General features: G+C 66.2%; 15 protein-coding genes and 1 pseudogene. 5 read left to right on the top strand and 11 right to left on the bottom strand.

What is annotated here, in order from left to right; genetic code table 11:
* Positions 1 to 2: 2 nt before the first annotated feature.
* From nagA to CR156_RS16135, 4 genes are read right to left on the bottom strand one after another with little or no spacing between them, the layout of a single operon-like run.
* Positions 3 to 1,151 carry an N-acetylglucosamine-6-phosphate deacetylase gene (gene nagA / locus CR156_RS16120; RefSeq protein ID WP_100553556.1) on the bottom strand — a complete coding sequence of 383 codons (1,149 nt, stop codon included), beginning with the start codon at positions 1,149 to 1,151 and terminating at the stop codon, positions 3 to 5.
* Positions 1,151 to 2,179: an SIS domain-containing protein gene (locus CR156_RS16125; RefSeq protein WP_100553557.1), complete on the bottom strand. Its 1,029-nt coding sequence runs from the start codon at positions 2,177 to 2,179 to the stop codon at positions 1,151 to 1,153. The genes nagA and CR156_RS16125 overlap by 1 nt, the downstream gene beginning before the upstream one ends.
* A 7-nt stretch (positions 2,180 to 2,186) precedes the next feature.
* A complete protein-coding gene (locus tag CR156_RS16130) occupies positions 2,187 to 3,254 on the bottom strand; it encodes a LacI family DNA-binding transcriptional regulator (protein ID WP_099821016.1) in 1,068 nt (355 codons plus the stop codon).
* A 39-nt stretch (positions 3,255 to 3,293) separates the two neighbouring features.
* Positions 3,294 to 4,586, bottom strand: coding sequence for a sugar MFS transporter (locus CR156_RS16135; protein WP_100553558.1), 1,293 nt, complete (start codon positions 4,584 to 4,586; stop codon positions 3,294 to 3,296).
* A gap of 385 nt (positions 4,587 to 4,971) precedes the next feature.
* Here CR156_RS16135 and CR156_RS16140 point away from each other — a divergent pair, with 385 nt between their 5' ends.
* From CR156_RS16140 to CR156_RS16150, 3 genes are all read left to right on the top strand, one after another.
* Positions 4,972 to 5,988 carry a glucokinase family protein gene (locus CR156_RS16140; RefSeq protein ID WP_100553559.1) on the top strand — a complete coding sequence of 339 codons (1,017 nt, stop codon included), beginning with the start codon at positions 4,972 to 4,974 and terminating at the stop codon, positions 5,986 to 5,988.
* A 143-nt stretch (positions 5,989 to 6,131) separates the two neighbouring features.
* Complete coding sequence (locus tag CR156_RS16145) at positions 6,132 to 8,795, top strand: TonB-dependent receptor (RefSeq protein ID WP_100553560.1); 2,664 nt, start codon at positions 6,132 to 6,134, stop codon at positions 8,793 to 8,795.
* Between the two features lie 112 nt (positions 8,796 to 8,907).
* Entirely contained in the window at positions 8,908 to 11,262 is a 2,355-nt protein-coding gene (locus CR156_RS16150; protein WP_100553561.1) for a beta-N-acetylhexosaminidase, read from the top strand.
* Between the two features lie 144 nt (positions 11,263 to 11,406).
* On the opposite strand, the gene CR156_RS16155 is transcribed toward CR156_RS16150, so the two are convergent.
* Together CR156_RS16155 and CR156_RS16160 are read right to left on the bottom strand one after the other, a co-directional pair.
* Positions 11,407 to 11,799, bottom strand: a complete 393-nt coding sequence (locus tag CR156_RS16155; protein WP_100553562.1) for a VanZ family protein — start codon at positions 11,797 to 11,799, stop codon at positions 11,407 to 11,409.
* On the bottom strand, positions 11,796 to 12,980 hold the full coding sequence (locus CR156_RS16160; protein ID WP_100553563.1) for a class I SAM-dependent methyltransferase: 1,185 nt from the start codon (positions 12,978 to 12,980) through the stop codon (positions 11,796 to 11,798). Before CR156_RS16160 ends, CR156_RS16155 begins: the two co-directional genes overlap by 4 nt.
* Positions 12,981 to 13,039: 59 nt before the next feature.
* On the opposite strand from CR156_RS16160, the gene CR156_RS16165 reads away from it, so the two are divergent.
* Positions 13,040 to 13,777, top strand: a complete 738-nt coding sequence (locus CR156_RS16165) for a pteridine reductase (protein WP_099820925.1) — start codon at positions 13,040 to 13,042, stop codon at positions 13,775 to 13,777.
* 61 nt (positions 13,778 to 13,838) lie between these two features.
* Here CR156_RS16165 and folK read toward each other — a convergent pair whose 3' ends face one another.
* Positions 13,839 to 14,339 carry a 2-amino-4-hydroxy-6-hydroxymethyldihydropteridine diphosphokinase gene (folK, locus tag CR156_RS16170; RefSeq protein WP_100553564.1) on the bottom strand — a complete coding sequence of 167 codons (501 nt, stop codon included), beginning with the start codon at positions 14,337 to 14,339 and terminating at the stop codon, positions 13,839 to 13,841.
* A 93-nt stretch (positions 14,340 to 14,432) separates the two neighbouring features.
* Here folK and CR156_RS16175 point away from each other — a divergent pair, with 93 nt between their 5' ends.
* Positions 14,433 to 15,182 (top strand): 20S proteasome subunit A/B, encoded by a 750-nt coding sequence (locus CR156_RS16175; protein WP_100553565.1) that lies wholly within the window; start codon positions 14,433 to 14,435, stop codon positions 15,180 to 15,182.
* A gap of 104 nt (positions 15,183 to 15,286) precedes the next feature.
* On the opposite strand, the gene CR156_RS16180 is transcribed toward CR156_RS16175, so the two are convergent.
* The 4 genes and pseudogenes from CR156_RS16180 to CR156_RS23415 form a co-directional block, all read right to left on the bottom strand.
* Positions 15,287 to 16,798 carry an ATP-binding response regulator gene (locus tag CR156_RS16180; RefSeq protein ID WP_100553566.1) on the bottom strand — a complete coding sequence of 504 codons (1,512 nt, stop codon included), beginning with the start codon at positions 16,796 to 16,798 and terminating at the stop codon, positions 15,287 to 15,289.
* A gap of 4 nt (positions 16,799 to 16,802) precedes the next feature.
* The gene (locus CR156_RS16185; protein ID WP_025878695.1) at positions 16,803 to 17,243 is read right to left on the bottom strand and encodes a response regulator; all 441 of its coding nucleotides are present in this window, start codon (positions 17,241 to 17,243) and stop codon (positions 16,803 to 16,805) included.
* Positions 17,240 to 19,057, bottom strand: coding sequence for a sensor histidine kinase (locus CR156_RS16190; RefSeq protein WP_100553567.1), 1,818 nt, complete (start codon positions 19,055 to 19,057; stop codon positions 17,240 to 17,242). The genes CR156_RS16185 and CR156_RS16190 overlap by 4 nt, the downstream gene beginning before the upstream one ends.
* A 202-nt stretch (positions 19,058 to 19,259) precedes the next feature.
* Positions 19,260 to 19,496, bottom strand: a pseudogene (locus CR156_RS23415) (BON domain-containing protein); the annotation flags it as partial.
* Between the last annotated feature and the right edge of the window lie 283 nt (positions 19,497 to 19,779).

The raw sequence follows: 19,779 nt of genomic DNA on the forward strand, positions 1-19,779 counted from the left end.
CGTCAAGCCGCCTCGTACTGGCCGGCGATCCACGTACCACGCACCTGCAGCGCATCGTCCAGCAGCACCAGGTCGGCCTGGTAGCCCTCGGCGATGTGACCCAGGCGGTCATCGACATTGAGGAACTGCGCCGGATAGGTCGAGGCCATGCGCGCTGCTTCAGCCAGCGGCTGGCGCAGCAGCTGCACGGTGTTGCGCACGGCGGTGGCCATGTCCAGCGCCGAACCGGCCAGCGAGCCGGCCGCGTTGCGCACTACGCCATCGATGGCAGTGATGGTTTCGCCATACAGCACGTAGCTGGGATCGTCGGCACCTACCGGCGGCATCGCATCGGTCACCAGCAGCAGGCGGCCACGCGGCTTGGCCGCCAGCGCCACGCGCAGGCTGGCCGGATGCACGTGCACGCCATCGACGATGATGCCGAGCCAGCTGTCGCGATCTTCCAGCGCCGCGCCGACCGCACCGGGCTCGCGCCCCTGCAGCGGCGACATCGCGTTGTACAGATGGGTGAAGCCACGCACGCCGGCATCAAGGCCGGCACGGATCTCTTCATAGGTACCGGCGGTGTGGCCAGCGGCGACGATCACCCCGCGTTCAATCAACGCGCGGATGGTCTCCAGCGGCACGCGCTCCGGCGCCAGGGTCAGCAGGGTTACGCCGTTGTCCAGCGACGACGCCAGTTCGATCTCTTCCGCGTCCGGCACGCGGAACTTGCTGGCATCGTGCGTGCCTTTGCGCGCCGGTGCGATGTACGGCCCTTCCAGGTGGATGCCGATCACGCCCGGCACGCCCTGTGCGATGGCCTCGCGCATCGCAGCGATCGCCTCGCGCATCACACCGAGGTCATCGCTGATCAGGGTCGGCAGCATCGCGGTGGTGCCGAAGCGGCGATGCGCACGCGCAATCGTGCGCAGCGACGCCACGTCGGGCGTGTTGTTGAACAGCGCGCCGCCACCACCATTGACCTGCACATCGATGAAGCCCGGCAGCAGCCAACCACCACCCAGGTCGACCTGCTCGTCGGCCGTGCCCAGCTGCGGCGCAGCGTCGGGCAGCAGCGCGCTGATGTGGCCGTCTTCGATGACCACCGCAAGATCGTCGCGAAACTCATCGCCGGCAAGAATGCGGGCATTGCGCAGCACGGTTGCCATCACACCGTCTCCGTAACCTTGTTCAGATGCGGCGGCAGGTCCGGGTTGAAGCCGCGGCGCAGCGCCAGCGCATTGATCGCGCGGTAGAAGCTCTGCACGGTCAGCAGCGGTGCGCACAACGGATGCGGCGCAGCGGCGACGGGCAGGTTGCCGCCGGCACCAGCCAGCCACACCTGGGCGCCACGTGCGGTGAATTCTTCAGCCACGGCGCGGGTACCGGCACCGGTTTCATCAGGCTGGGCGAAGGCCAGCACCGGGAAGCCGCGATCGACCAGCGCCATCGGCCCATGCTTGACCTCGGCCGAGCTGTAGGCCTCGGCGTGCAGGCTGCAGGTTTCCTTGAACTTCAGCGCGGCCTCCTGCGCCGCGCCGAGGCCCAGACCACGGCCGAGCACGAACAGGTTGTTGGCCTCCACCAGGCCATCGGTCACTGCGCTCCAGTCGCACTGCCAGGCCTCGCGCATGGCATCGGGCAGCAGGTCCAGGGCATTGCGCAATGCGCTGTCCTGCTTCCAGTACGCTGCCAGCTGCAGCAGCGCGGACAACGAGGCGAGGTAACTCTTGGTCGCCGCCACGCTTTTCTCCACACCGGCATGCAGCGGGATGACCGTGTCGGCAAGCTGTGCCAGCGGCGAATCCTCGACGTTGACCAGCGCCACCACACGAGCGCCAGCAGCCTTGGCAGCTTCGGCATTGCGCAGCAGGTCCGGGCTCTTGCCGGACTGCGAAATGACGATGAACAACGCACCGCGCAACTGCAACGGTGCGGCATAGACCGAACCCACCGACGGCGAGGCCGAGGCAACGACCAGGCCCAGCTGGGTTTCCAGCAGGTACTTGCCGTAGGTCGCGGCATGGTCGGAACTGCCCCGTGCGCAGGTCACCACGAACGGCGGCGGTGCAGCGCGCAGGCTGGCTGCCAGCGTTTCCATCACGGCATGGTTGCGGGCGAACTGGCGGGCAACGACGTCGGCCGCTTCGGCGGCCTCGGCGAACATCAGGGTGGCAGTAGGGTCGGACAGCGACATGGCAGGCTCAGGAAGGATCGGAAGGAAGGGGACGGGCGGCGGCAGGCCGCATCGGTGCGGTCGAGCCGCGCACCACCAGCTGCGGCACGAAGCCCTGGTTGTGCAGCGGCGCCGGCGCATCGTCGTAGGCGTCACTGCGCAGCTGCGCGATCAGCAGACGCGCGGCATGGCGGGCGATGTCTTCGGTGGCCTGCTTGGCGGTGGTCAGCGGCGGCCACGACTGGCGCGAGAACGGGCTGTCCTCGAAGCCGGCGATGGACAGGTCGTAAGGCACGTTCATGCCCGCCGACTTCGCTGCGGCCAGCACGCCGGCGGCGATTTCATCGTTGGAACCGAAGATGGCAGTGGGCGGTTCGCGCAGTGCCAGCAGGCGCCGCGCACCGCGGAAGCCGTCATCGAAGGTGTAGTCGCCCTGCACCACCAGATGCTTGTCCACGGTCATGCCGTAGTCTTTCAGCGCGGCCTCGTAACCGGCGTAGCGCTCGCCCGACGACCGGTGCGAGGTGCCACCCCAGAGGAAGCCGATGCGCTGGTGACCCAGCTGGATCAGGTGTTCGGTGATTTCGTAGGCGGCTTCGCGGTCGTCGACGAACACGCAGGCGCCGTCGGCCGGATCTTCAGTGGCCGCGATGATCCGCACCAGCTTGATGCCACGCGCAGTGAGCGCCTGGATCAGATCGCGACGTTCGGACATCGGTGCGGTCAGCACCAGCCCGGCCAGGCGCGAGCGCTGCACCCAGTCGGCCAGTTCATCGGCCAGCAGCGGCGAACTGGAATCGCACGGATGGATCTGCAGGCCGAAGCCGGTTTCACGGCAGGCGGCGAGCACGCCGTTCTGCACGCCGATGATGTGGTACGGGTTCGGGTTGTCGTACACCAGCCCGATCACGAAGGTGGTGCCGCTGCGCAGGTTGCGCGCGGAGGGATCGGGTTCGTAGTCGAGCTCGGCGATGGCACGCAGCACCCGCGCACGGGTGGCCTGCATCACCGAGGGCTCGTTGTTGATCACCCGCGACACCGTCTTCAGCGAGACCTTGGCCTTTTCGGCAACGTCCTTGATGGTCGCTCTGCGCATCGGCTTTTCCTGGGGTTGGCTGCCGTCCATCATCGCCGATCAGCCCTTGTCCTGCGGCAGGCCGACGCGATGGCCGACCACCGAGTAGAACAGGATGTACAGGTAGCACGGCACCATCAGCAGCAGGAACACCAGCTGGAAGTCGATGTGCTGCTTGAGCACGGCGAACAGCTGCGGAATGATCGCGCCGCCGGCGATGCCCATCACCAGCAACGCCGAACCGGTTTCGGTGAAGCGGCCCAGGCCACGGATCGCCAGCGGGAAGATCGCCGGCCACATCATCGCGTTGGCAAAGCCCAGCAGCGCCACGAAGGCGACCGACACATAGCCGTGGGTGAAGAAGGCGCCCAGGCAGAACACCACGCCCAGTACCGCGGAGACGGTCAGGTAGCGCGACTGCGAGACCACCTTCGGGATCAGCAGCAGGCCCACCACGTAGCCCACCAGCATCGCGCCCAGGGTGAGCGAGGTGAACATCTTGGTCTGGTCCAGCGGCAGGTCGAAGCCATGACCGTAGGTACCGATGGCATCACCGGCCATCACTTCCACGCCGACATAGACGAACAGGCACAGCACGCCCAGCCACAGATGCGGGAACTGGAAGATGCTGCTGCGCTCGGCCTTGCCCGGTGCGCCGGCCGGGGTGGCATTGGCCTCGGAGGCCTTGATTTCAGGCAGCGGCGAGAACAATACCGCCACCGCCAGCACCACCAGCAAGCCGGCCATGGCCAGGTACGGCGCGTGGATCTTGGCGGCGAATTCGTTCAGCAGCTGCGCCTTGGTCGCTTCATCGGCAGCGGCCACCGTGGCCGACAGATCGCCGATGCCATGCAGCACCACCGTGCCGATCAGCACCGGCGCCAGCATGCCGGCGATCTTGTTGCAGATGCCCATCATCGCGATGCGCCGTGCGGCGGTTTCAATCGGGCCGAGGATGGAGATGTACGGGTTGATCGCGGTCTGCAGCAAGGCAAGTCCACTACCGATCACGAACAGGCCACCGAGCGCGCCGGGATACCAGCGCTGGGTGGCGAATTCACCGAACAACGCCGCACCACCGGCCATCACCAGCAGGCTCAGGCTCAGGCCCTTTTTCATGCCGGTGCGGCGCAGGATCCACGAGGCCGGCAGGGCCAGGAAGAAGTAGGACAGGTAGAACACCATCAGCACCAGGAAGGCGCCGACCTCGCTGAGCTCGAAGGCGAGTTTGACGAAGGTGATCAACGGGCCGTTGAGCCAGGTGAAGAAGCCGATCAGGAAAAACAGCACGCCGACGATGGCGATGGACGAGGCCACGTTCGGGCGTGCGCTTGCAACGGGGACGGCTGACATCAGGAAGGCTCCTGCGGCGACGGCCGCAGAACACGGCGTCGGAGAGTGGCTGGGAACAACGTTGTCACATTCTTTCGGTGGACGACGACCGTTTGTCAACTTCCATGCACGGCCCACCACACCGGATGCTGCACTGCGCAAGCCCGCTGCACGGCCATCCGCTGAATGCGCTTCGCCCTTGAAGCCCCTTGCTGCAACGGTTCTGCCATGGATGCCGCACTCACGCCATGTAAACGTTTACGGCGATCTGCATTCGCTGCGGCGCAGCAACGAAAGTGTCACGAACTCGTTGACATCGTTGTCAACGCGGTTACAGACTCCGCCCCAATCGCCGGCTTCATCGTTGCCCTTCCCGGGGCCGGCCCCACCTGCTGCAGGAGCCCGCGTGACCGCCAGCCATCCCGCCCCGGCCCATGTCCTGTCCCGCGTCGCGCCCTCGTTCCTGGCTGCCGACGTTGGCGGCACCCATGTGCGTGTCGCCCGGGTCCAGGCCAGCGGCGACGATGCCCATCCGGTGCACGTGCTCGATTACCGCAAGTACCGCAACGCCGACCATGCCGGGCTCAGCGCGATCCTCGCCGACTTCCTGGCCGAAGGCCCGCGCCCGTCGCACTGCGTGGTCGCCACCGCTGGCTATGCCCGCGAAGACGGCACGGTGATCACCGCGAACGTGCCATGGCCGTTGTCGGCCCGGCAGATCGAGGCCGACGTCGGCCTGCAGCGGGTGCACATCGTCAATGACTTCGAAGCCGTGGCCTATGCAGCCGCGCAGGTCGATGCCAGTGGCGTGCTGCACCTGTGTGGCCCCGACAGTGCACCGCGCGGCCCGACCCTGGTGGTCGGCCCCGGCACCGGCCTGGGTGCAGCGTTGTGGATTCCCACGGTCAACGGCCCGGTGGTACTGGCCACCGAAGCCGGGCAGCCGACCCTGGCCGCCAGCACCGAACTGGAAATGGCGATCGTCCGCCACATGCAGCGCGACCGCGCGCATGTGTCGATCGAACATGCGATCTCCGGCCCCGGCCTGATGAACCTGTACCGCGCGATCTGCGCACTGCAGGACCAGGCACCGGCGCTGGCCAGCCCCGATGCGGTCACCGCTGCGGCGATGGCCGGTAGCGATCCGCTGGCTCGGCAGGCGCTGGATGTGTTCTGCGGCCTGCTCGGCAGCACCATCGGCGACATGGCCCTGTTCTATGGCGCCCACGGCGGGGTCTACCTGGCCGGTGGAATCCTGCCGCAGATCCGCGAGTACCTGCGTACCAGCACCTTCGTCGAACGCTACCTGCAGAAGGGGCCGATGGGCGAAGCGCTGGCACGCATCCCGGTGAAGGTGGTCGAACACGGACAGCTGGGCGTGATCGGCGCTGCCAGCTGGTACCTGCTCCACGCCGACGCCTGAACCTGCAAACGGCTTCAACGCAATCGCAGCACGCAGTACGTGGCACGCCAATGCCCGGGACATCGCCGCCGCCCCGCGCACGTCATCGCAACCGCAATCCCATATCGCCGCCGGCATCCAATCGAGTGATGAGGAGAGACATCATGAATACCCGCAAGACCTTGCTTTCGGCCGCCATCGTCAGCTGCATCGCCTTCAGTGCGCATGCGCAGCAGGCCGCCCAGACCGCCACCGATCTGGACACCGTCACCGTTACCGGTATCCGCGGTTCGATGGAAAAGTCGCTGGACACCAAGCGCGAAGCCAATGCGCGCGTGGAAGTGGTCACCGCCGAAGACGTGGGCAAGCTGCCGGCGCACAACGTTGCCGACACCCTGCAGCGCCTGCCGGGCGTCAACATCAGCTCGTCCAGCGCCGATGAAGGCGGCTTCGACGAAGCCGACCGTGTCAGCCTGCGCGGCACCAGCCCCAGCCTCACCCAGACCCTGATCAACGGCCACACCGTCGGTTCGGCCGACTGGTTCGTGCTCAGCCAGGGCAACAACGTCGGCCGCAGCGTCAGCTACTCGCTGCTGCCGTCGGAACTGGTCAGCTCGGTTGAAGTGAACAAGTCCTCGCAGGCCAAGCTGCAGGACGGTGGTACCACCGGTACCGTCAACATCATCACCCGCAAGCCGCTGGAATTCTCCAAGCAGTTCACTGCGGAAGGCTCGATCGGCATGGTGCGTTCGGACCAGGCCAAGTCGAACGACCCGCAGTACTCGGCATTGTTCAACTACAAGAACGATGAGGGCACCTTCGGCGTGATGGTGCAGGGCTTCAGCCAGAAGCGCGAACTGCGCCGTGAAGCGCAGGAAATTCCGGGTGGCTTCTTCCAGATCGGCGCCAAGGATCCAGTGGCGCTGACCAATCCGGACCTGATCGGCGTCAACGTTCCCGGCCTGCTGGGTTCGACCCTGTTCGAACAGACCCGTGAGCGCAAGGGTGGCCTGGTCTCGCTGCAGTTCAAGCCGACCGACACCCTTACCCTGGGCTTGAACGGTTTCAGCTCCGAGCTGGAGGCGAACAACTACAACCGCAACTTCATGATGTTCGGCAACAGCTTTGCCAAGGTGCAGGCGCCGAACCCGGGCTATGTGGTCAAGGATGGCGTGCTGACCAACGCCACCTATGCAGGCGTGCCGGGCACCAACTACGCGGTGTACGACATGATCTACCGCGAGTCGAAGGCCAAGTCGAGCTACGTCACCTTCGATGCCGACTGGCAGATCAGCGACAGCCTGACGGCCAAGTTCCAGGCCGGCAGCACCAAGGGCACCGGTGAGACTCCGCGCCAGTACATCGCCGAGGTCACCGTGGGCAGCGGCGGTGGCGCCAGTTGGGCCACGCACGGCAGCGGCTCGCCGATCGACTGGAACGTTGGCGGCGACCTCTCGCCCAACGGCGTGACCAGCTTCGGCACCTGGGGCAACCAGCAGGTCACCGCCGAAGACAAGGAGAAGTGGGCCACGCTCGACTTCAACCAGTACTTCAACGACGGCGGCGTGCTGAGCTCCATCGACTTCGGTCTGCGCTTTGCCGACCACAAGCGCGAAGCGCTGTCGCCGGAAGGGGCAACCCCAGGTGACATCTGGAGTGCGCTGAAGAACGGTGCCACCTCCAACTATCCGAACGGTTTCGCTGGTGATATCGGCGGCACCTTCCCGCGCAACATCTGGTACTTCACCCCGGGTGCGCTGAAGGATGCGGTGACCAACAACTCCACCTGGCTGGCGGGCAACGACGGCCCGACCGGTCGCCACAACTACGGTGCCGAGTGGCAGGTGAAGGAAAAGAACTTCGCCGGCTACGTGCAGGCCAACTTCCGTGGTGACTGGTGGAGCGGCAACCTGGGCCTGCGCTACGTCAACATCAAGCAGGACATCAATACCTACAACGCGGTCAGCAATGCCGCCGATGCGGACGTCAGCAGCCTGTTCGGCATGTGGGAACGCGTCGCCTTCCAGAACAAGCGCAACCGCGTGCTGCCCAGCGCCAACATCAAGTTCGACCTGGACGACAACCTCGTGCTGCGCGTCGCCGCTTCGCAGACCCAGACCCTGCCCGACTACTCGGCACTGGGTGCATCGTCCTACGGTTCGGATCTGAACCGGACCGGCGGTGGCGGCAACCCGAACCTCAAGCCGACGCTGTCCACCAACCTGGATGCGAACCTGGAGTGGTACTTCATGCCGCGCGGCCTGCTGTCGGTCGGCGCTTACCACATGGACCTGAAGGACTACATCGCCTTCGACGTGGTCTCGCGCCAGCTCTACAGCGAACTGACCAACCGGCTTGAGACCTACCAGATCTCCACCCCGATCAATGCCGACGGCAAGGTCACTGGTGTGGAAGTGGCCTACGAGCAGCCGATCGGCGAGTACTTTGGTGTCAACGCCAACTACACCTACGCCAACGGCACGACCGCCCACACTTGGTCGGACGGCTCGCACAACCTGCTGGGCACCTCGAAGAACACCTACAACGTGGGCGCATACTTCGAGAACGAGCGCTTTGGTGCACGGGTCAGCTACACCCACCGTTCCTCGTTCCTGATCAGCCTGTCGGGCACCAACCCGTACTACCAGGATGACTTCGGCACGCTGTCGGCGTCGCTGAGCTTCAAGGCCACCGACTGGCTGAGCATCAGCCTGGATGGCCTGAACCTCAACAACCCGACCTACAAGTACTACCAGACCGCGGCCATTCCGACCTCGTTCTACAGCAACGGTCGCCAGTACTACCTGAACTTCCGCTTCAAGTACTGATCCAGCGGCAGTTTCATCGCCGAGTCGTGCACGCACGCCGGGCCTGGGTCATTCCGGGCCCGGCGTTTTTCATGTATAGCGAACATCGCACCCGATCCAAGGAGTCCTTCCGATGACGAAGCCCACCCGCGCCAGGATGCGCAGCCTTCTGTTGCTGGGCAGCCTGCTGGCCGCCCTGCCCGTGCTGCCGGCACTGGCCGCCGATGCCCCGGCACTCGATACCGGCCCCGGCCCGCAGCTGCGCGCCGGCAGCCTGATGTTGATTCCCGCACCGGCCAACGTGCAGCGCGGCAACGGCGCGGGCATCACCGTTGGCGCGGGCACCGTGCTGCACGCCGAAGGCGAAGCCGCACAGCGTGTCGCTGCACAGTTCGCCGATCTGCTGGCGCGCAGTGGTGGGCCGCGCCTGGCGGTGGCCAACGGCAAGGCCGCCGCCAAGAGCGGCAGCATCCGCTTCCAGATCGTGCCGACCTTCCGCGACAGCGGCGAGGGCTACACGCTGGAAAGCACCGCGCAGGGCGTGGTGGTGCAGGCCGGCAACGAGACCGGCCTGTTCTACGGCGCCACCACCCTGGCCCAGCTCGCCACCGGCGGCAGCAACGGCGTGCTGCCGGCTGTGCAGATCCAGGATGCGCCGCGTTTCAGCTGGCGTGGCTTCATGCTCGACTCGGCGCGGCACTTCCAGAGCCTGGACGAGATCAAGCGCGTGCTCGATGCGATGGCCGCGCACAAGCTCAACACCTTCCACTGGCACCTGACCGACGACCAGGGCTGGCGCATGGAGATCAAGCGCTACCCGAAGCTGACCGAAGTCGGCAGTTGCCGCCTGCCAGCCGGTGACGGCGGCATAGATCCGATCAGCGGCAAGGAACATCCGTACTGCGGCTTCTACACGCAGGACCAGATCCGCGAAGTGATCGCGTACGCGGCCGCGCTGCATATCCAGGTGATTCCGGAGATCGATGTACCCGGCCACGCCACCGCTGCCATCGCTGCCTATCCGGAACTGGGCACGATCGATACGCCACTGAAGCCGTTGAGCGAATGGGGCGTGTTCCCGAACCTGTTCAACGTCGAGGACGACACCGTCACCTTCCTGGAAAACGTGCTGGAAGAAGTCATCGCCCTGTTCCCGGCCAAGTACGTGCACGTGGGTGGCGACGAGGCAGTGAAGGACCAGTGGGAGGCCTCAAAGCAGGTGCAGCAGCGCATGCGCGCGCTCGGCATCAAGGATGAGATGGCCATGCAGAGCCACATCATCAAGCGCCTGGAAACCTTCCTGGAAGAACACGACCGCCGCCTGATCGGCTGGGACGAAATCCTTGAAGGCGGCCTGCCGCCGCAGGCCACGGTGATGTCCTGGCGCGGTACCGAGGGTGGGCTGGCCGCGGCCAGCGCGGGCCACGATGTGGTGATGTCGCCGGTCAGCCACCTGTACCTGGATTACCTGCAGACCGCCTCGCCGAACGAGCCGCCGGGCCGGCCGACGCAGGTGAACCTGGCCAAGCTCTACAACTACGAACCGGTGCCGGCAGAACTGGCCGCCGACAAGCGCGGTCACATCCTCGGCCTGCAGGCGAACATGTTCACCGAGCACACGCGCACCTACGCGCGTCTGCAGCACAACCTGTTCCCGCGACTGGCCGCCGTGGCCGAGACCGGCTGGAGCACGCCGGAGCATCGTGATTTCCGCGACTTCCTGGCCCGTCTGCCCTCGCAGCTGCAGCGCTATCGGGCCTGGGGACTGGCGTATGCACAGACGCCGTTTGAAGTGGGCGTGGCTTACACCGATGACCGCGCGGCGAACACGGTGACCGTGTCGCTGGCCAATCCGCTGGGCTATGAAGTGCGCTACAGCAGCGACGGTCAGCCGGTGACCGCGCAGTCGCCGCTGTACCAGCAGCCGTTGACGTCCACGCTTCCCGCGACGGTGCAGGCGGCTGCGTTCTACCAGGGCCAGCCACTGGCTGCGAAGCCGACGGTGACGTCGTACACCGCGCAGTCGCTGCTGTCGCGGCACAGCGAAGAACTGCGCAGCTGCGTGGGCGAGAAGGGCCTGGTACTGCGCCTGGAAGACGATGGTCCGCGCGAAGGTGCGCGTGCGGTGTTCACCGTCGACATCTTCCAGCCGTGCTGGCGTTGGCCGCAGGCACAGCTCGATGGCATCGGCAGCGTGGAAGTGCGTGCGGGCCGCATTCCGTACTACTTCCAGCTGGCGCACGACGAGCCGAAGCGACGCTTCGAAAAGGCCCGGAGCGCGCACGGCGAAATGCTGATCCGCCGCGGTGACTGCACGGGCAAGGTACTGGCACAGGTGCCGCTGCCGGCGAAGACCGATGCCGATGGCTTCGTGACCCTGCGCGCAGCGCTGCCGAAGGGCACCTCGGGCAGGGGCGATCTGTGCATCAACTTCACCGGCGACACGCGCCCGGCGATGTGGGTGCTGGATGAGGTGACGCTCCGGTAGCTGCCAACCTTGGTTGGCGCTTTGCGGCCGGATCCACGCATGGCGTGGATCTACCGGTCGACGTCAACCTTGGTTGGCGATGGGGAGGTTAATCCACGCATGGCGTGGATCTACCGGTAGGTGCCAACCTTGGTTGGCACACCTTTACCCCCGCCAGCGCAGCAGGATGTCGCGCAGCGGGGTCAATGCGGTGGCCATCCCCGCCAACACGCCGATGGTGTTGGCCACCGCATCCATCGGATCGGCCATGCGGTTGCTGGTCAACGCGCCCTGCGCAAACTCGATGCCGATGCCCATCAGCACCAGGCCAGCCGCCACCCACAGCAGCGGACGGCCACGCCGGAACAGCTGCACCGCGCTGCCGGCCAGGATGAAATAGGCCAGGAAGTGCTCACCCTTGTCGCTGTTTTCCGGCAGCGGAATCGGCGGCGGCGGAATCAGGCAGACCACGATCACCGTCAGCACCGCCAACACCCACAGCGCGCTCCACAGGCGTGGCCGCCGCAGCGGCTTGATCACCGGCAACGCTGCACTCACAGGCGCCAGCTCAGGTCACCCAGTTCGAACGCCGGCTCGAAATCAACGTCACGCTGCAGGCCAATGACCTGGAAACGCTCGCCCATTTCGGTCGGCAGGGTCAGCTTCTTCACCTGGTCGCGCAATTGGATGCGGCCCACTTCATCGGTGCGCTCCTCGGCCAGGGTCAGCACCTGGTCCAGGCCGTTGCCGAGCAGGAAACTGGCCTGGCTGCAGTAACCGGCCAGTTCGAAACCGCCGTGCAGGCCGGCCTCGGCCATGGCGGTGAAATCGACCGATGCGGTGATGTCCTGCAGGCCCGGCCAACGATGGATCTCGTTGTGCACGTGGTGGCGGTAGAACGCGCGTACGGTGCCATCATCGCGCTCTTCCTGGTAGAACTCGCCCCGGTTGTAGCCGTAATCCACGAACAGCATCGCGCCACGGCGCAGGCCGCCGGCCACTGCCTGCAACCAGTACGGCAGCTGCGGCAGCACCTCGGAACGGTAGCCGTCGGCAAAGGGCTTTTCCAGGTAGCGTTCAAGATGGCGCACCGCGCCGTTGAGCAGCAGGTCGGCCGGCTGCGCGCCACGGATGAAGTTGCCCTGCCCGTCCAGTTCGACGGTCTCCTCGTACACCTCGCCATCCTTGATGAGGAAGCGCGGTGTCGGCAGCGCATCGATCACCTCGTTGGCGAACACCACGCCGTCCCAGTCGTCCTCGAACGGACGATCCAGCCATTCCACCCGGCCGGCCAGCTCGGGCGGCAGGTTCTGCTGCAGGCGTTCCTGCTGGCGCTGGCGCAGGTCCGCGCTGGGTTCGAGGATCGCGTAGCGGGCCGGCAATGCGTCCAGCTCGGCCAGGCGCAGCAGCACCGCCTCGGCGAAGGCGCCGGTGCCGCCACCCAGTTCCAGCATCCGCGCCTGTGCATCAAGCTGGCCGAACACCGGCGCCAGTGCATTGGCCACGCTGCCGGCGAACAGGCTGCCCAGCTCGGGTGCGGTGGTGAAATCGCCACTGCCGCCGAATTTGCTGGCACCGGCGCTGTAGTAACCCCAGCCCGGCGTGTACAGGCACAGCTCCATGAAGCGGGAGAACGGCATCGCCCCGCCCTGTGCGAGGATCTCGGCACGCAGGGCGGCGGCCAGCTGGTCGCTGTGGGCCAGGGCATCGGCTTCGGGCAGGGGGAAGGTAGGCTGCATGGCGTCTTCGAATGCGGTGACAATGGTGCACAGGATAGCCGAGCCTTGGAGGACCCTCGATGAGTGACACCGCCCCCGTGGCCCTGATCACCGGCAGCGCGCGCCGGATCGGCGCGGCCATCGCCCGCCAGTTCCACGCCTGTGGCTGGTCGGTGGTGCTGCACGCCCATACCTCCAGCGCCGAACTGCAGCAGGCCGCCTTCAACCTGGACAACGAGCGCCCCGGCAGCGTGCTGGCGTTGCAGGCCGACCTGCGCGACGCCGACGCCCTGGCCGATCTGGTCGAGCAGGCGGTGACCCACTTCGGCCGCCTCGATGCGCTGGTCAACAACGCCTCCAACTTCTTCCCTACCCCGCTCGGCCAGGTCACCGCCGAGGCGATGGACGAGCTGTACGCGGTCAACGCGCGCGCACCGCTGCTGCTGGCCCAGGCCGCCGCGCCGTACCTGCGCCGCCAGCACGGCTGCATCGTCAACCTGACCGACCTGCACGGCACCGACCCGATGCCCAACCACATCGCCTACACGATGGCCAAGGCGGCGCTGGAGATGGCGACCCGCTCGCTGGCGCTGGAACTAGCGCCGAAGGTGCGGGTGAATGCAGTGGCGCCCGGTGCGATCCTGTGGCCGGAACAGGGCAAGGACGATTTCGCCCGCGAGGCGCTGCTGGCGCGCACGCCGCTGGCGCGGATCGGCACGGTGGAGGAAATCGCCGAAGCGGTGTACTGGCTGGCGGCCGAGGCCAGCTTCGTCACCGGCCACACCCTGCGCGTGGATGGTGGGCGTACGGTGAGTTGATCGTTCAGCCACCCATGGGGTGGCTCTACAGTAGAGCCACCCCATGGGTGGCTGCGTCGGGTCAATCCAGCGCGTCGGGGTCCAGCTCGACCGTCTCGAACGCTTCGCCAAACTGCTTGTGCGCGCGCCACAGCGTGGCCAGGTCCAGGCCGCTGACCGGATCGATGAAACCCGGGGCGATATCGGCCAGCGGCTTCAGCACGAACGCATGCTTCAGTTCCGGGCGCGGAATGCGCAGATGGCCGGGGCCTTCCACCACCAGGTCGCCATAGAACACCACATCGACGTCCAGGGTCCGGTCGGAGAAACGCGGACCGCTGCGGTCACGACCGTGCGCATCTTCCAGTGCATGCAGCCAGTCATCCAGCTGCTGCAGCGGCAGGTCGGTCTCGATGGCAACGCCGTTGTTGAGGAAGGCCGGACCGTCGAAACCGACGGCGGCGGTGCGGTAGGCGGCAGACACCTGCAGCGCACCAAAGCGCTCGCGCAGGGCCGCCACCGCAGCGTGGAGGTAGCGGCGGGGGTGGACGTTGCTGCCCAGGCTCAGGAGCACGGTGGTCATGCGGTTCCGGTGACGGCAATCAGGTGGAGCGCGGGCATGCCATCGTCACAACGGCCTGCCTACAATCCGGGACGCATATGATAGGGCACCGACATGACCTATTGCGTTGGAATCGAGGTGGACGAGGGCCTGGTCTTCGCCGCCGACACCCGCACCAATGCCGCGCTGGACGATGTCCGCGTGCACCGCAAACTGCACGTGTTCGAATATCCCGGCCAGGCCGCCTACGTAGTGATGGCCGCCGGCAACCTGGCCACGACGCAGTTGCTGGTGTCGCGGCTGAAGCGCGATGCCGACGAGCGGCGCACGCCGAACCTGCGCGACATGGCCCATCTGTTCGAGGCCGCGGCCTACGTCGGCTCCCTGCTGGTGGACAGCCAGGTGCAGAGCCAGCACACCGAACACGGCCATGACGGGGTGAACACCCAGGCGACGCTGATCTTCGGCGGGCAGATTGCCGGCGAACAGCCTGGCCTGTACATGGTCTACCCGCTGGGCAACGCCATCGCTGCCTCGCCGGAAACGCCCTATCTGCAGATCGGTGAATCCAAGTACGGCAAGCCGATCCTGGACCGCATCCTGACCCCATCCACGCATCTGGAAGACGCCGCACGCACGGCAATCGTTTCGCTCGATTCGACCATCCGTTCCAATCTGTCGGTGGGCCTGCCAGTGGACCTGGCGCTGCTGCGCGCCGGCGAACTGCGGATCAGCCAGCAGCTGCGGCTGGGCGCCGATTCAGCGCTGTACGCCGACATCCATCAGAACTGGTCGCGGCGGCTGGAACAGGCGGTGGAAAGCCTGCCACGGTTTCCGTGGGAAACGACGGATCGCCCGGGCTGAAACGCCGCCGCTGCACACCTGTAGAGCCGAGCCCATGCTCGGCTGAGGCAGCCGATGCAGACAGCAGCCGAGCATGGGCTCGGCTCTACGGCGTTCCCTCGACGTCAGCCCAGCGCGTCGGCCACCGCGCGGAACACCTGCTGCATCTGCAGCGGCTTGCGCAGCAGGTGTACCTCGATGCCTGCAGGGAACACATCTGCCGGCATTTCCCCGGCAGCATCTTCCAGCACCAGCGCCGGGCCGCGGTAGCCGAGCGTGGCCATCTCGCCCAGCAGCTGGCTGGCCGACAACAGCTTGGAGCCGGCATCGGCAATCACCAGCGCCGGCATCGCTTCCTGCTGCATCCAGCGCAGCGCGGCCGGGCCATCGGAGGCCAGCTGCAGCTGGTAGCCCTGGCTGGACAGCGCATTGCCCAGCAGCGAAAGGCGCGTGGCTTCACCATCAACCACCAGGATCGACTGGCCACTGCCCAGCGCCACCAGTTGTTCGATCGGTTCGCCGCCCTCGGCGCTGGCATGCATCGGCAAGCGCAGCTCGAAGCAGGTGCCCTGCCCCAGCTCGCTGTTGACGTGGATGCTGCCACCGGCGCCTTCAACGATGCGCTTGCAGGAAATCAGGCCCAGCCCGGTGCCATCGGCCTTGGTGGTGAAGAACGGATTGAACAGATGCGACATCGTGTCCGCATCCATGCCGGTGCCTTCATCGACCACCGCGATGCGCAGCCAGTCCTCGCCATCGCGCTGGCCGCCATGGCTGGCGGTCAGGCTCAGGTTGCCGCCATCAGGCATCGCCTGGATCGCGTTGAGCGCCAGGTTCAACAACACCTGCTGCAGTTCGGTGTAGTTGGCATCGACCACCAGCCCCTCATCCTCGACCACAAGGTCCAGGCGGACGCCATCGGGCACGTTGCTGCGCAACAGCAGCGCCACGGCCTGGAACAGGTCATCGATGTGGATGCGCTCGCTGGCCTTGCGCGACCCGCGCACGAACGACAGCATCGATTCGGCCATCTCATGGCCACGGCGACCGCACTCGGCGATCACATCGGCCAGGTGGTGCAGTTGCGGATCCTGGGTACGCGCCTTAAGCAGGTCCGGCATGATCAGCAGCGGCTGCAGAATGTTGCGCAGATCGTGGCTCAGGCCTGCGGCCAGCAATGACAGGCTTTCCAGCCGCTGCGCGCGCATCAGCTCGGTTTCCACCCGCGAGCGCTCGATGGCGCTGCGTGCCTCACGCACCGCGCGCGCCACGGCGGACGGCAGGCGTGCCGGCTGATGCTTGATGATGTAATCGTTGGCGCCCTTCTGCAGGGCCGCCACCGCGTTCTCCTCACCCATGGTGCCGGAGACGAAGATGAAGGGCACCTCCGGCAACGCGTCGCGCACGATGCGCAGCGCGTCGTCGCCGGAGAAGCCAGGCATGCTCAGGTCGGACAGCACGATGTCCGGCTGGAAGCGCGCCAGCGCATGGCGCAGGTCGTCCGCACTCTCGACACGCTCGAACGTGGCCTCAAGGCCTGCATCGAGCATCTGTTCGGACATCAGTTCGGCATCCTCGGGGGAATCTTCCACCAGCAGGATGCGCAATGCGCCGAGTGCGGGACCGGTCAGGGGCATGGGCTTACTCGATCTCCGGAGCCTGGTTGATCAGTGCCCAGAACTTGCCCAGGGTCTGCACTGCGCCGAAGAACTGGTCCACGTCCACCGGCTTGACCACGTATGCGTTCACGCCCATGTCCCAGCTGCGGGCCAGGTCGCTTTCCTCGCGTGAGGAAGACAGGATCACCACCGGCAACCGCTTCAACTCGTCGTGTTCGCGGATCTGTCGCAGCACTTCCAGGCCATCCATGCGCGGCATCTTGATGTCCAGCAGCAGCACCGCCGGCAGGCCTTCTTCGCGGCTGGCGAAGGCGCCACGGCGCAGCAGGTAATCCATCACTTCCACGCCGTCTTCGACGTGCACGATGGGATTGGCGAGCCGCGCTTCCTGCAGCGCATCGATCGCCATTTCGGCGTCGGCCGGGCTGTCTTCGGCAAGGAGGATGGTGCGCAGCGTCGTCATGCGATGGGGCCCTGTTTGTCCGCGTCGAGCACGGGGGGAAGATAGAAGTGGAAGGTGGCGCCGGCATCTGGTGCGGCTTCGGCCCAGATGCGGCCGCCGTGGCGGGTCAGCACCCTGCGTACGCTGGCCAGGCCGATACCGGTGCCCGGATAGTCGCTGGCCTTGTGCAGGCGCTGGAAGACGCCGAACAACTTGCCGGCGTAGGCCATGTCAAAGCCTGCACCATTGTCGCTGACCGTGAACTGATGACCGCCATCGGGCTGCTGCTGGTAGTCCACGCGGACCTTCGCCGGCTCGCGGTTGGCCGAGTATTTCACCGCGTTGCCCAGCAGGTTCAGCCAGACCTGGCGCAGCATGTTTTCGTCGCCCACCACGATCGGCAGCGGCGCGATGCTCCACTCCACCTGATGCGCATGGCCGCTGCTCTCGGCTTCGCTCTGCACGTTCGCGTCGAGCATCGCGCGCGTATCGGCCACCAGCGATTGCATGTCCACGGTCTGTTGGCGCATCGCTGCGCGGCCCAGGCGCGAATAGACCAGCAGGTCATCAATCAACGTGGCCATGCGCCGCGCTGAACCGGAGATCACCCCCAGGTAGTGCTGGCTCTTCTCGTCGGCCGCCTCGCCCAGGTGGCGCGACAGCTTGTCCGAGAAACCGGCGACATGGCGCAGCGGCGCGCGCAGGTCGTGCGACACCGAGTAGCTGAACGCTTCCAGCTCGCGGTTGACCTCCGAGACCTGGGCAACCTTGCCTTCCAGCTGCCGGTTCAATTCTTCAACGCGTGTCTGCACCGCGCGCTGCACGGTCACATCGCTGACGGTCAGCAGCACCACTTCGTCGTCGGTGTCAGGCAGCGGCATGCGCCGCGCGTTGAGCAGCATGTAGCGGGACATGCCGTCGGCGCCGCGTTGTTCGTGTTCGAAATCCCACAGCTCGCGGCCGCGCAGCAACACATCGGCCAGCCGCTGGCGAACCACCGGGTCACGCCATGCGCCTTCGCCTACGTTCTCCAGCAGCAGGCCATCGGCGCGCTCATCCTGCAGCCCGTACAACTCGGAGAACGCGGGATTGTGCAGCTGCACGCGCAGCTCGCGATCCAGCAGCACGATCGGTTCGCGCACGGTCTGCAGCACCGACGCCGCACGCGCAGCGGCGCGCTGCGACTGTCGCTCAGCCTGCAGGCGGCGGCCAATCTGTCGTTGCAGCAGCCACAGCACCAGGCCGAGCAGCGCCAGCTGCACCAGCAGCGAGCTCCACGAGACGAAGTTGGTCTGCCGCTTCTGTCGCTCCGCCTGCGCGGCGCGCTGGGCCAGCAGCGCTTCCTCGCTGGCCTGCAGTTCTTCCACCAGGCCGCGGATCGGGTAGCGCGTGCTCAGGTCCTGCACCAGCTCGCGCTGATCGCTGTTGGGTTCAGACTTGGCCAGCTCACGCGCAACCCCCATACGGCCTTCCAGCATCGACTGGATGCGGCCGATGCGGATCAGCTGGTCGGGATTGTCGCGGGTCATCCGGCCCAGTTCGGCCAGCTGCTCGGGGATATCGTTGGCCTTGGCCATGCGCTCGCGCAGGCCCGGCGCATCCACGCCCTTGGACAGCGTCAACGCAGCCGATTCGATGTCACGCACGTCGGTCTGCAGCTGCTGCAGGGCCACAGTCACCTGCTGGGTATGGGTCACCCAGCCCATGGCCAGCTCGTTGTCCTGCTGCAGTTTGCGCAGGGTCAACCACGGGACCACGATGATGGCTGCCGCTGCCAATGCCAGAGCAGGCAGTCGCCAGCGATCCCAGATGTCATCACTGAAAACCAGCGCCATAGTTCCTCGTCAGCTCAACTGCGGGAGTGCGATCCGGACAGGATCGGCCGCAGCGGAACCGGCAATATAGCGCAGCCGGTCACATCTCTGGGGTAATCGGTCCATCAGGCGGGCCGCCCACCCGCACGCGTCGAGCAGGCCCGACGCTATAAAACAGGGGCGCCCCCGTGGGAGCGCCCCTGCTGGCAACCTGCGGTGTCGATCAACGCTTGGCGGCACTGACCTTCAGCGCGGCGGCATCAACGCGGGTCACGCCCTTGATGCCCTTGGCGGTGGCGATGGCCTTGTCATGCTCGGCCTTGGTGGCGACGGTGCCGCTCAGGCTGACCACGCCATTGACCGTCTCCACCTTCACTTCGGTACCCGGCACATTGCTGCTGGCGAGCAGATCGGCCTTGACCTTGGTGGTGATCCAGCTGTCGGTGACCGGCTCGTTGGAATCATGGCGGTCGGCATGGGTCATCGCCGAATGATCGGTTTTCGGCGGGCTCTTCGCTGCAGCATCCTGGGCGAAAGCGGCCGAGGAGGACAGCGCCAGGCCCAGGGTGAGGGCGGAAGCCAACAGCGTGCGGGTCGTGGTGCTCATCGTGTGGTTCTCCTACTGGTTGGTGCGCCCAGTGTCGCCAACTGCTTGTAGTGCAGGCGTGGCGCTGCGGTCATGCTCACGTGAATGGGCACACCTGGAGCGGGAATCGTTCAGCTTCCGGGCGCGTAGTCATCTC

Source organism: Stenotrophomonas lactitubi (assembly GCF_002803515.1).
Taxonomy (GTDB): domain Bacteria; phylum Pseudomonadota; class Gammaproteobacteria; order Xanthomonadales; family Xanthomonadaceae; genus Stenotrophomonas; species Stenotrophomonas lactitubi.

Excerpts from the sequence above, each read along its gene's own strand:
- CR156_RS16175 (WP_100553565.1), top strand. The coding sequence starts at position 14,433 with ATGACCTATTGCGTTGGAATCGAGGTGGACGAGGGCCTGGTCTTCGCC.
- CR156_RS16190 (WP_100553567.1), bottom strand. The coding sequence starts at position 19,057 with ATGGCGCTGGTTTTCAGTGATGACATCTGGGATCGCTGGCGACTGCCT.
- CR156_RS16160 (WP_100553563.1), bottom strand. The coding sequence starts at position 12,980 with ATGCAGCCTACCTTCCCCCTGCCCGAAGCCGATGCCCTGGCCCACAGC.
- CR156_RS16145 (WP_100553560.1), top strand. The coding sequence starts at position 6,132 with ATGAATACCCGCAAGACCTTGCTTTCGGCCGCCATCGTCAGCTGCATC.
- CR156_RS16165 (WP_099820925.1), top strand. The coding sequence starts at position 13,040 with ATGAGTGACACCGCCCCCGTGGCCCTGATCACCGGCAGCGCGCGCCGG.
- CR156_RS16185 (WP_025878695.1), bottom strand. The coding sequence starts at position 17,243 with ATGACGACGCTGCGCACCATCCTCCTTGCCGAAGACAGCCCGGCCGAC.
- folK (WP_100553564.1), bottom strand. The coding sequence starts at position 14,339 with ATGACCACCGTGCTCCTGAGCCTGGGCAGCAACGTCCACCCCCGCCGC.
- CR156_RS16125 (WP_100553557.1), bottom strand. The coding sequence starts at position 2,179 with ATGTCGCTGTCCGACCCTACTGCCACCCTGATGTTCGCCGAGGCCGCC.
- CR156_RS16135 (WP_100553558.1), bottom strand. The coding sequence starts at position 4,586 with ATGTCAGCCGTCCCCGTTGCAAGCGCACGCCCGAACGTGGCCTCGTCC.
- CR156_RS16180 (WP_100553566.1), bottom strand. The coding sequence starts at position 16,798 with ATGCCCCTGACCGGTCCCGCACTCGGCGCATTGCGCATCCTGCTGGTG.
- CR156_RS16130 (WP_099821016.1), bottom strand. The coding sequence starts at position 3,254 with ATGCGCAGAGCGACCATCAAGGACGTTGCCGAAAAGGCCAAGGTCTCG.
- CR156_RS16150 (WP_100553561.1), top strand. The coding sequence starts at position 8,908 with ATGACGAAGCCCACCCGCGCCAGGATGCGCAGCCTTCTGTTGCTGGGC.
- nagA (WP_100553556.1), bottom strand. The coding sequence starts at position 1,151 with ATGGCAACCGTGCTGCGCAATGCCCGCATTCTTGCCGGCGATGAGTTT.